This is a genomic window from Aquirufa sp. ROCK2-A2, assembly GCF_054558485.1.
Window position 1 is genome coordinate 1 of record NZ_JBPXKA010000005.1, and the last position, 13,017, is coordinate 13,017.

A 13,017-nucleotide genomic window follows, 5' to 3' on the forward strand; every position below is an offset into this window, starting at 1 on the left:
CTAATAACTAAACACTAATACCTATTACCTTTTACCTATTACCTATCAATGCAATTTTCTGGCTAATTCTTTTTCCATGGTATTTCTTTTTTTTAGAAAAAAAGAAACAAAAAAACTTAAAATCTCCTAGTTAATCCAAGACGAATCCGCAAGCGGCACGATTTTCACTACGCTTTCGGCTATTTTTTTTGACCCTGACGCACATCGCCCATGCGCATTGTCAAAGCTCCGCCTACCGCTTCGCTCAAATCTTTCGTCGGATTAACCGCAAATTCATTTATAAGTCAAAAAAATAAATAAATAGTGTTTACTGAGCTCGTTTACAGAGCCTGTTGAAGGATGGAGGCCAAAAGCGGTAATTAAGAGATTAATAATTGGAAATTTCAACCCTTAATTCGCATTATTACCTAACACCTAACACCTATTACCTATTACCTATTACCTATTACCTATTACCTAATACCTATTACCTAATACCTATTACCTAACACCTATTACCTAACACCTATTACCTATTACCTAATACCTAATACCTCTCCCTTTTGCACTGTTCCGTTTTGAAAATTGGAATCCCAAAATGAAATGGTTTTCAACAATTTGTCCACAAATGCAAATTTTTTTTCCACAAATGGATCGTTTTTTCCCACAAAAACCACACATTTTATCCACATTTTGGCCTTTTTAGTTCCATTTTCTAAAACGGAACTCATACGTAATCCTTTTTTTTCTTGGAAATAAAGCGCCTTAGTAAGTTTGTGCACTTAATTCCGAAAAGGCATTTGCGAAAATGAATTTTCAGAATGTGTTTAAATAAAATTATATCATCCACGCAAACATTTTAATCATCCACTGATGGGGTGTTTGCAATTATTATCAAGCCATGGGCAAATTATTTTTACCTGCATCTACCTTTTCAAAAAGCACGACTTTTGTAAAATGGTTTAAGAATTTAATGCTAGTTCTTTTTACTAGTATTTCATTTTTGAGTTTTGGGCAAGTACCCAATTACCGTTTTTCATCTGCAACCTCCACCTATGTCGATATAAGCGGCGGAACCTCCCTCATTGCTGGGGGTAATGTGGCTCTAGCTGCTGCAACTTTAAAGTCAGCGGTAACTCCCATAGGTTTTACCTTTAATTATAATGGTGTCGATTATACCCAATTTTCTGCAGCTGCCACAGGGCAATTACAGTTTGGGGCCGCACAAGTGGGTGTCAATGATAATACCAATATATTAATTCCTCCAGCACCTTTTGTCTGTGCGGCATGGGATAATTTTACCGTTGGTACGGTTGCCTCTGGTGGGGGGGTGTCGTATCAACTTTCTGGTTCAGCACCAAATCAGGTTTTAACTGTTCAATGGAAAGTAACCAAAACAGCTAATACCGCTGCAGGATATAATTTCCAAGTGAAGTTATATGAAGGTACTAATAAAATTGAATTACTTATTGGTTCAGGTCCTGTGGCTGCGATTACATCTGCTACAGGTTTAAATAACTCGGCGAGTGAACACATGTGGGTGTACACATCCAATGAAACCTTGTTCACTAGCATGAACTTAATGAATACGGCTTGGCCAACTGCTGGAAGCAAATATATTTTTACACCGATCACATTCACTTCAGCGACTGGGTCATTAGTAGCAACCAATGCCAACTTCTGGGTAAAAGCAGATCAACCGGTTTTATTTAATAGAACGTTTTTAAATGTACCTGCCGCGAATAGAACGGCTTCTTCTGTTTACACCAATTTAGCTGCATACAATGCAGCTCAATCTGTATTAAGTGCTAATGGTTGGTTGCCTTCTCAGGCTACATGGCAAGCAGATCCTCCGGTAGATTTTATTACCCTAGACTTGGGTTCGTCACAAACCGTTGCTGGTATAGGTACCCTGGGTAGAGCTTCACCAGTACAAACTCCAACAAGTTTTACGGTAAAGGTTTCTTCTGATAATGTCAATTGGACAAACTTAGGATTGTTCCTCCGTAACGAGAATAATACAGTGTTGCAATATTCTGATTTTGAGGCACCTGTTACTACCCGTTACGTGCGTGTTTACCCTACAGATTATGTGACAGCTAAGGCGATGCGTTTGGATGTTTACACCAAAACGGCAAATACAACACCTTCCGCGAATAATACTGCTGTGGATTTTTGGGAAGATCTATCAGGAAACGATTGGGATGCCATGAGTGGTGGCGGATTAGCACGTCCGGGTTATTTTACCAACCAATTCAACTTTAACCCTGCGATAGATTTTCCTGCCGCTGCAAATACAGTTGAGAATCCAGACCTTTTTTATAGAGCGAAGTTCAAAGTTAGTGCTACTACGAAGGGTGGTATACCAACCATTGACGTAGCAACTGCAGCGTCAAGCCATACATCTATTGTAGGGCCTCAAGAAGTTGCGGAACTTATAACATATCAAAACCTACCTACTGCTCTTGAGCAAAATGTGATCAAAACGTATCTAGCTACTAAATATGGTATTACTTTAACCAATGATTACATTGCAGCGGATGAAACCACTAAAGTATATGACCGAACTGCCAATGCAGGTTATGTGTCTAATATATTTGGTATTGGCCGTGCAGATAGTCAAGGATTACACCAACGCCAATCTCATTCCGTTAATAATGATGCTTTGGTTACCATTGGTAATAACAATAAAATAGATAACACTAATGGTAATTCAGCGAGTGCCGGAAACAACATTGGAGCTGATAATTCTTACCTATTAATTGGTGACAATGGAGGTGATTTAACTTGGACTGCTGGAGCATGTACCCCAACGGGTAGTGAAGGTGTTTTAAAACGTATTTGGAAAGTACAAGAAACCGGAACAATTGGTTCGGTGAAAGTACAATTTGATACGCAAGCAACTTCAGGATCTACTGCTTGGTTACCTTTAGGTAATGACCCAACTCAAAAAGTGTACTTAGTCATTTCTAGCGATGCCGTATTTACGGATGCTGGAGATACACGCGTTTTAATGACACTTGATGCGACAAGTAATACTTATTCTGCCAATGTGGATTTAAGCACTGGACAATATTTTACGGTTGTGGCAGGTATAGCTAGTCCAGGTGGGGTTATTTCAGGTTTACAACAATGGTTAAGAGCCGACAATGCTGCTTTAGGATTATCCAATGGAGCAACAATGAGCAACTGGCCAGAATCTTATTTAGGCAGAACAATGAATAAAAATTCAGGTTCTCCAAAATATCAAGAAAATATAATAAACTTTAACCCAGTTGTATATTTTGATGGAGCGAGTTCTTTTGCAAAAAGTTTGAAGAACGCTATTTATGCATTTTCTGGGTCATTTACCTCAGGTGAAGCCTTTGGTATGATTAAACCGATTCAAGATGCTTTAGCCCATTCTTTCCCTTGGGATTATGGTTCAGGATCCCGTGGAGTACATTATCCATTTAGTAGTGGAATCATCTATGATGGTTTTGGCACGACAGATCGTCTAGGTTTTAATGCTGCTACAGCTGCAATTTCTGAGGCAAAGGTTGGTCTGACTACCTTAACAAATCCATATAAGCCTTATGAGTGGACTTTGTATAACCATTTTAGTGAAACGAATAACTGGGGAATCAACGCAAATTCCTTGCCATTCGCACGAAGTACCTCTAACGTTACCGGTTTCACATTGGTAACAGAAGGTGTTTCAATAGGAGAAGATGGCACCAATTACTTTAAAGGTTACCTGCCAGAGGTATTTGTGTACAACAGAGTATTATCTGTCACCGAACGCCACCAAGTAAATACCTACATGGCGATTAAATATGGTCAAACTTTGGCGCATAATTATAGAGGGCCAGATGGTACCATCTTATTTAATGAAACAACTGATGCGACCTACTTTAAAAATGTAATTGGTCTTGCACGCTCTGATTGTCAGGGCTTACACCAACGTCAATCGAAATCCATTAATACCTCTGGTGCGATAACCATTGGTAATAACAATATCATTAATAACACATTAGGTAACTCTTCTGCGGCAGGTAACGATATTGCAACCAATGAATCTTACTTAATCATTGGTGATAACAATGGCGATTTAAAATTAAATTATACTTCATCAGTAAATAAATACTTCTTTAATAGAATTTGGAAATTGAATGAAACAGGAACAGTAGGTTCTGTTAAAATTTCTATTCCAGCGTATACCAATTCTGCAGCCACTACTTTACCAAATTACTATACCAGCTTCTTCCCAAATAACAAAGTGTATTTGGCCATGGATGATGATGGTAACTTCCAAAACGGAGGTACTACTTATGTAGAAGCCGTAGCAGTAGGATCAGGCGTAACAGCGGCGTATGAAGTTAATGCCGACTTGACTAATGCAAAACCTTATTTGGCATTTGCGGTAGACAAAGACATGACAGACTCAGATAACGACGGTGTAGTTAATCCAGATGATATTGACGATGATAACGACGGTATTTTAGACTTAACGGAAGTTGGAACTTGTACCTATCCAGAGAATTTCTTAGAAGATATTACCTATGCAGGTTTAGTAACGGTAAATACTTCTGGAAGCACCATAACTACGGTAGGTCAAACGACTAATACGTGGAGAAGTTCGTATTCGAATCAAGCATTTAAATTACCTATCCATTTAGAATATACCACAACGGGAACCACCAATGGATTTATTGGAGTTATTCCAGTAGGGAATGCACAAACAACCACCAATTGGAATGATGGAGGGTATAAAATTTTACACGATAACACCAATCAAATTAAGGGCTACATGCCTAAGCAGTATAATTTCACCAGAGCGTATACGGCAGGTCAGAAAATGGAAATCGACATTACAGCATCAGGTATAGTTACTGTAAAACAAGCGGGTGTAGTTATTCGTAAATTCAAAGGAAAAGTAGCCGACTATAAATTGGCATTCTCTAATTATACCACTACTGCTTCTAGAGTATTTAGCAATGTTAAATTTACTTCTTATGCTCCAAATGGGGTGTGTACTGAGTTAGATACGGATGGTGATGGAATTTTCAATCGCTTGGATTTGGATTCTGATGGAGATGGATGTAATGATGCCATTGAAGGGGGTGCTTCAACCTCAGCTTCAACTTCGGTACCGTTTACTACTGTAGGAACTAATGGTTTAGCTAATTCATTGGAAGATCCATCAGATAGCGGATACATTACCTATGATGATGATCAATACAACAACTTTGCTTTAGACAATACTGTTAATGCTTGTGATGATCATGATAATGACGGGGTATTTGATTACATTGATATTGATGATGATAATGATGGGGTAATAGACCTTGATGAGCAAACTAGCTGTACATCTCCAGCGGAAGTATTAGAAGATTTAACCTTTGCAGGGAATTCTACTGTTGGTGCTTATGATACTGAAATGAGTGTCTCAGCTACAACAGGTGCACCTAATCAAGGCTCATGGACTTCAAGTTATTCTAATCAGGAATTTAACTTACCAATTCACTTAGAATTTACAACGGATCGAGATAATATTCCGGGTATGATAGGTTTAGCACCAACTAAAAATTCGGCCAATGTTGCGATTACTAAAATTGTTGCTGATTGGATTGATACCTATAGTTATAAATATTACTTCAATGAAACTGCACCTCAATCGTATTTAGCGAAAATGCCATCATCGTCTTGGAACGTTTCAGCGACAGCATTTTTAGCTACGAATAAATTTGAGATTGATATCAATGAAAGTGGTGTGTTAACCGCAACCGTAAATGGTGTGATGGTACATCGTATTCAAGCACCAAAATCTACTTATTGGTTGACCTTAAGTGGTAAGGGAGCATTTGAAAAATTATTCCACAACGTTAAATTAACGTCGAAAAGTGCGGCTACCGTTTGTGCGGATATGGATACTGATGGCGATGGTATTGTCAATCGTTTTGATTTAGATTCTGATGGCGACGGTTGTAATGATGCAGTGGAAGCAAGCGTGGGTAATGTGTCTACAACAGTTCCTTTATCTGGTGCTGTGGGAGCCAATGGTTTAGTAGATGCGCAAGAAACGGTACTAGATAATGGTATTGTTACCTATAATTCTACCTATGCTACCTATGCTTTAAGTGATATTCAAAATGTATGTTTGGATTCTGACGGAGACAATGTGGGTAATTTACGTGACCTAGATGATGATAATGACGGTGTGCCAGATGCCATTGAAATGAATTGCTCAGCTCCATTGTTTGTTCATAAATCGACGGATCCTACATTAAAGAAATTAACAGGAACTATATTAAAAGAGACAGGTAATATTGATTACGAAATCTTGATGTCAGGACCAAGTGTCACTAATCCTGGTGTTTTTGATGGAGGTAATGGTATTCACTTCCAAGTAAGTGGTATTACATCAAACGCAGATATTGCGTTCAACTTAACATCGAATGGAGCGGAAAACAGTTCAACTCCAATACCTCCAAAAGTTCAAACAGTTGACTTTGGACCTAGCGTACCTGTCAATACAGCATCAGCTGCAGTGAACGAAGCTAGCAATATTGTCTTGTATTGGCCAGGTGCTTATGCTGTGGTATATGACCCATACAATCAATTGAGTTCTCATAACACAGGAGATGCTATTCAAAGTGGGGATATGATCGTTCAAAATGTATCGATTACGAATGCTCAAATTAAGGCTGGCCAAACTTGGAAAGTAAAGATGTACATGCATACCAATTCGGATGTGTACAACATCAGAGCTTCTATTTTTGGAGATGTTGCCCTTGGTGCTGATGCTTATGGATTCAATATCAATGCTTGTTCATTATTTGATACGGATGCAGATGGTATCCAAAATCATTTGGATACAGATTCAGATGGTGATGGCTGTCTAGATTCATTTGAATCTGGCGCAGGCACTAATCCAGCTCAAGCTACCGTGGCGGGTCCATTTGGCGACAATGGTTTTGCCAATTCTTTGGAAAACACAGATGATTTTGACGCAACAATTAGCAATGCTTTCAAATCTACTATTGCCTATAATCAAGCGATTTCTACCATCATTAATTCTTGTGTGGATTCAGATGGAGATGGTGTGAAAGATCACATGGATATCGATAATGACAATGATGGTATTTTAGATTCAGAAGAAAATACTTGTGGAACGGCTTATTTTGCGATTCCTAGTTTAACAACGGGAGCCACGGCTTTCCAACAAACATTGACAGGAACAGCAACGAATAACAATGCTACTGTCGATTATGAAATTAATTTAGTAGGAGTAAACACAGTTTATACAAGTCCAGGTTCTTTAGAAACTTCATTTGATAACTCTAAAGGCGGTTTACATTATGCCTTTACCGATAATGACAACGTATATTCTCAAACATATAAGTTGACTCCTTCGTACCCAACTTTAATGAAGAAGGTACAGTTTGGGGTAAAAGTACCTGCTAACCAAATTGCAAGTACGAACCAAGCACAAAGCATTACTTTGACTTGGAGTCCAGATGTTAAGGCAGTGGTGTATGACCCAGATAATCAATTATCTACTCATGCTACGGGTGATGTTATTACTTCAGGTACTGTCATTACTACCAGTGGTGATTTTACCAATGCAACGGCAACTTGGAGAATCGATTTCTTAACCAATGCTTTGGGTAGTGAATTCTTCCTACAAACTTCTCATAAATCCACTAGCGCTGCCAATGTAGGAGTAGAAGGTTATGGATTGTCTGCTGATGTATGTTTTGTAGACGATAGCGATGGTGATGGAATTACGGATTATTTGGATACGGATTCTGACGACGATGGTTGTGGGGATGCTTTTGAAGCTAGTACAACAACTGTTCAAGGAGGAGCTAATCAAACTTTAGCAGGTCCATATGGTGCCAACGGTTTAGCAGATTCGATTGAAACGAATGATACTCAAGATGCGGGTACAACGTATCAGTCTACTTCTTATATGGCCTATTCAACTGTAAGTGCTTGTGCGGATACAGACAATGATGGTGTACCAGACAGAGATGATATTGATGATGATAATGACGGCATTTTAGATGCGGTAGAATATTCATGTGGTGTTGGTAAATTTGTTAGAAGTTATGTGATTTCTACCGGATTAGGTATGGGTTACGGAGGTACATTTAATAATGGTAGCGCAAAAGGTACAGGTACTATGTCGTTTACAGATTTGTCTACTGTCGCTGTTATTTCAGATGTAACAGATGCTTCTAATTACAAAGTAAACGATGCGAATACTACTTATAAATATAAAGCTAGTTTAGCGCCAACCAATGGCTTGATTTCTCAAGTGGCATTTGGACCAAATTTACCTGGAAACACAGCTAATGCAGCCATTGTGAACGGACAACAATCCATTACGGTTAGTTGGAACTTCCCAATCGGTGGTGTGGTGTATGACCCAGACGATCAATTAAGTACACATACAGACGGTCAAGGTATTAACCCTGGCGATGTTATTACGACAAGAACGAATTTAGCGGTTAGTGCATCTACATGGAAAGTAGTGATTCCGTTCAATTATTTGAACAAGCAAGTGGATTTCACAGCACAATATGTGGGTACAGCCAATTTAGGTGACGAGTCGTTTGGTATCATGTTAAATGTATGTAACAAGGTTACCGATTTTGATGGAGATAAAAAAGGCAATGCGGTTGATTTAGATTCGGATGGAGATGGATGTTTTGACTTAGTGGAATCCAATAGTGGATACTATACCACTTTGACTCAGTCAACAATTCTTGGACCGTTTGGTGTAAATGGATATGCAGCAGTTGCTGAATTGAATGATACGAAATTATCAGCAGCCAATTATGTTCCTTCTGGTAATTATTTAGATAAAGGTATCAGAGGATGTTTGGATACAGACGGTGATAATGTACCGGATGTGAACGACATAGACGATGATAACGATGGTATTTTAGATCAGACCGAGTGTCCTGTTTCTCCTCCTGTAACCAAATTTGGTTTTGTAACCATTCCAGGTACAGCAGGTAAACAAATGTTTATTACCAATGCTGCTACAAATCAGAATATAGGTAAAGTAACCATTGCTACTATTAAAAACATGGGAGCTTCTGATTTAAGAGGAAATACTAATGATTATAGTGTTAGTGGTTTTTGGCAAGATGGAGCATCTACTAATGGTGCCGATCGTGTGATGACCATTAAATTTGAACCCGTAGCGCCTTATACCGCTTTAGACTTAAAAGTATTAGCCAATGAAGGAGGTAATGGGGGTTGGTGGTTCCATCCAAGAAGTTTACGTGTAGATGGTGGAATTGCAGGGAATGGGGTTATTAAAGCCATTCCACAACGCTATTATTTAAGAGAAAAATACACCGTAGGTCAAACGATTACGCCAAGTATGCGAATGACTACTGCTTTTGGAGGTGCACTTGGGCCATCTAGCAATAAAGTATTTATTCAAGTACAGTACAATGCTGTAGCTACTACAGCCACGCCATTAGTATTGAAATATACATGGAATGCCTTAGCAGGTACGGTTGCAAATGAAAACTTTGGATTCCAATTATTGGAAATCAATCCAAGTTTAACTGTTGGAAAATGTGATTATGACAATGATGGTATCAATGATGATTTAGATAGTGATTCAGATAATGATGGCTGTCCAGATACAAAGGAAGCTGTTCATGGTAAACCATACGCAGGTAATTTGAATTATATCAAAGGGCCTTATGGTTTGAATGGATTATCTGCATTGGTAGAAACAAATGATACATTTGGTGCTACTTATAGTACTAATTCTTGGTTGCCTAAAGTAACGAATTCTCCTAAAAAGGATTATGTTAATGAATTAGTAAGAACGAGATGTTTAATTCCATTCATTGTTCCTGCAGGACCAACAACATTCTGTAATCCAGGTTCAGTGGTATTGAATCTTGATATGAATGGTGGTACAACTCCAGTAGCTTACCAATGGTATAAAGATGGTGTAGCCATTTCTAATGCTACTTCAAATACTTATACGGCTACATCTACGGGTGATTATACAGTATTGTTATCTTATTCTGATAATACAACTGAATTAACGGATCCACAATCTGTAACGACGTCGGCTCCTCCAACACAGCCAACAGTGACGGCTAGTCCAGGTACAACCGTTTGTTTGGGTGGAACTTCTACTTTAACAAGTAGTTATTCAACACGCAACCAATGGTATTACAATGGTACAGCTATTGCTGGTGCAACGGCTGTTACTTATGAGGCGAAAACTTCCGGTAACTTTACGGTAGAATACACGGATTCATTAGGTTGTAAGAGTCAATCTGCAATCAATGTAGTCGTTGTAGATACGAAACCTGTGAAACCTACGGTAACGCTTACTCAGCCTACATGTTCTGTTGCAACGGGTGAAATTGCAATTTCTGCTCCAACAGGTACAGGATTTACATATAGCATTGATGGAACCAACTTTACCAATACTTCAGGAATCTTTGCTGCGGTAGCCACAGGTACATATAATGTAAGTGTTAAAAATGCAAGTGGATGTAAAGGCGATTCATTGGTGGTGACTATTTTGGCACAACCAGTTCCTCCGACTTCCGCTACGATAACGGCTGCTCCAGGAGCTTCAATTTGCTCTGGAAAAGCAACTACCTTAACATCGAGTGTAAATACGGGTAATCAATGGTACAAAGATGGTGCATTGATTCCAGGGGCAACTTCTGCCACTTATACAGTGGCATTCCCGGGTTCTTATACGGTAGAGGTGACTAATGCGGATGGATGTGCAAGCATGAGTGCAGCAACTGTGGTTACAGTTAGTTCTCAACCGACAGCAACCGTTGCTCAGTCGATGGTACTAGGCACCTCTAATTGTGGTACTAGTTCTCCAATCTTATTAACAGCTTCTACAGACGCTGCTAATCCAACTTATGCATGGTATAAAGACGGAGTGTTATTAACAGGCATTACGACTTCTACCTATACAGCAGTTCAAACAGGTAGTTATGCAGTAGAAATAACCAATGGTTCAGGTTGTTCTACATTATCTGCTCCTTCCAATGTGACAACAGGTCCTTCAGCATCGTCTGGATCTCCTGCTTCTATTTGTGTGGGTCAGAACTTTACCTTTACTGCAACAACCACTGGATTTACTTCTCCAAGTTTTGCTTGGGAATACAGTACAGATGGTTCTACTAACTGGGCAACTCCTTCTACAGGTGTTACAAATACAGTAAATTACCTTGCTACAACAGCTGGTTACTACCGAGTGGTGGTTTCAGAAGGATCGCAAGTGATTACTTCTTGTCCAACTAGTTTAAAAGTTAATACAATTCCTGTTGTTTCGATAGCAGCAGATCCAAGTGGTGCTTTATGTGCTGGTCAAACAACCACCATTGCTCCGACGGGTCCGATTGCCACTGAATTCCCAGCGTCTATTGTTTCATACCAATGGTTGAATGGTTCTACAGAAATATTCGGAGCAACAACAAATACATATACAACAGGTTTAAGTGGTGACTATTCTTTACAAGTGAGAGATAGCAATGGTTGTCAAGCTACTACTTCTGCTGTTACGGTTGTAGTCAATAGTACACCTTCTACTCCTGTTACAACAGTAGAGCAACCAACTTGTTCGGTATCTACAGGTACAATTACAGTTACTTCACCAATAGGGACTGGTTATACTTATAGTATCAATGGCGGTACATATCAGTCAAGTGTAGTATTTAGTAATCTTGACCCAGGTACCTATACTATTTCAGTAACAAGTCCAGATGGTTGTGTAGGATTAAGTTCAACACAAACAATAAATGCGCAACCTAGTACATTGACCATCTTGGGTTCAATTACTGGAAATGCCTTCCCATTGGCTGGTACAACTGAAACTTATTCATTCCCAGCAGTGACTGGTGCGGTTTCTTACATTTGGACGTTGCCATCTGGTTGGTCAGGTAGTTCTAATACAAATACTATATTAGCAACGACTGGTATTTATGGAGGTAATATTGCCGTTCAAGCTGTTAATTCGGATGGTTGCGAAAGTAATTCAATTAGGTTAAATGTGAATATAACGGTTACACAACCGGTGGTAACTTCACCTAATTATTGTGTAGGTGATGTTGCGAGTCCATTAACCGCTACGGGATCTAATGGTGCTACATTGAATTGGTATACTGTTCCAACAGGAGGTTCTGCGAGTCCAACACCGCCAACTCCTTCTACAACAACAGCAGGAACGACCTTATATTATGTGTCGCAAACATTAAATGGCACACAATCGGCTAGATCAGTTATTACCGTTACTGTAAGTGATGTTCCTGCTCAACCAGGTGTCATTACAGGAAACAATTCGGTAACTGGTGGTGCAACAGAAACTTATTCAGTTGCGGCGGTTTCAGGAGCCACTTCATATACTTGGACTTTCCCTAATGGATGGTCTGGTACTTCAACAACAAATACGATTACTGTATTGGTTGGAAACAATGTGGCAGGTACCATTTCCGTAACGGCAAATGCCAACGGTTGTAGCAGTGCTCCTTCTGTGTTAACATTGGTTGCTCCGAATAATCCAGATACAGATGGTGATGGTATCCCAGATTCAATTGAAAAGGGATCTGGACTTACACCTCTTGATACAGATGGTGATGGTACACCAGATTACTTAGACTTAGATTCTGATGGTGATGGTATCCCAGATTCCATCGAAGATTCAGGATGTACTGGTACTGCACCATGTACACCAACAGATACAGATGGTGATGGTATTCCAAACTACTTAGACTTAGATTCTGACGGTGATGGTATCCCAGATTCGATCGAAGATTCGGGCTGTACAGGCACTGCACCTTGTACACCAACAGATACGGATGGTGATGGTACACCAAATTACTTAGATACAGATTCAGATGGCGATGGTATTCCAGATGCAATCGAAGATGCGGGATGTACAGGTACTGCACCATGTACACCAACAGATACGGATGGCGATGGTACACCAAACTATTTAGACTTAGATTCTGACGGTGATGGTATCCCAGATTCAATTGAGAAAGGTTC

At 39.4% G+C, this 13,017-nt stretch carries 2 protein-coding genes; one reads left to right on the plus strand and one right to left on the minus strand.

The window, feature by feature from the left end; translation table 11 throughout:
* Nucleotides 1-515: 515 nt before the first annotated feature.
* A complete protein-coding gene (locus tag V7S76_RS08260) occupies nt 516-710 on the minus strand; it encodes a hypothetical protein (RefSeq protein WP_459509607.1) in 195 nt (64 codons plus the stop codon).
* 170 nt (nt 711-880) lie between these two features.
* Here V7S76_RS08260 and V7S76_RS08265 point away from each other — a divergent pair.
* Nucleotides 881-13,017, plus strand: a 12,137-nt coding sequence (locus tag V7S76_RS08265; RefSeq protein ID WP_459509608.1) for a discoidin domain-containing protein, incomplete at its 3' end; no start/stop codon positions are given.

Coding starts and splice junctions, on each gene's coding strand:
- V7S76_RS08260 (WP_459509607.1), bottom strand. CDS start 710: ATGAGTTCCGTTTTAGAAAATGGAACTAAAAAGGCCAAAATGTGGATA.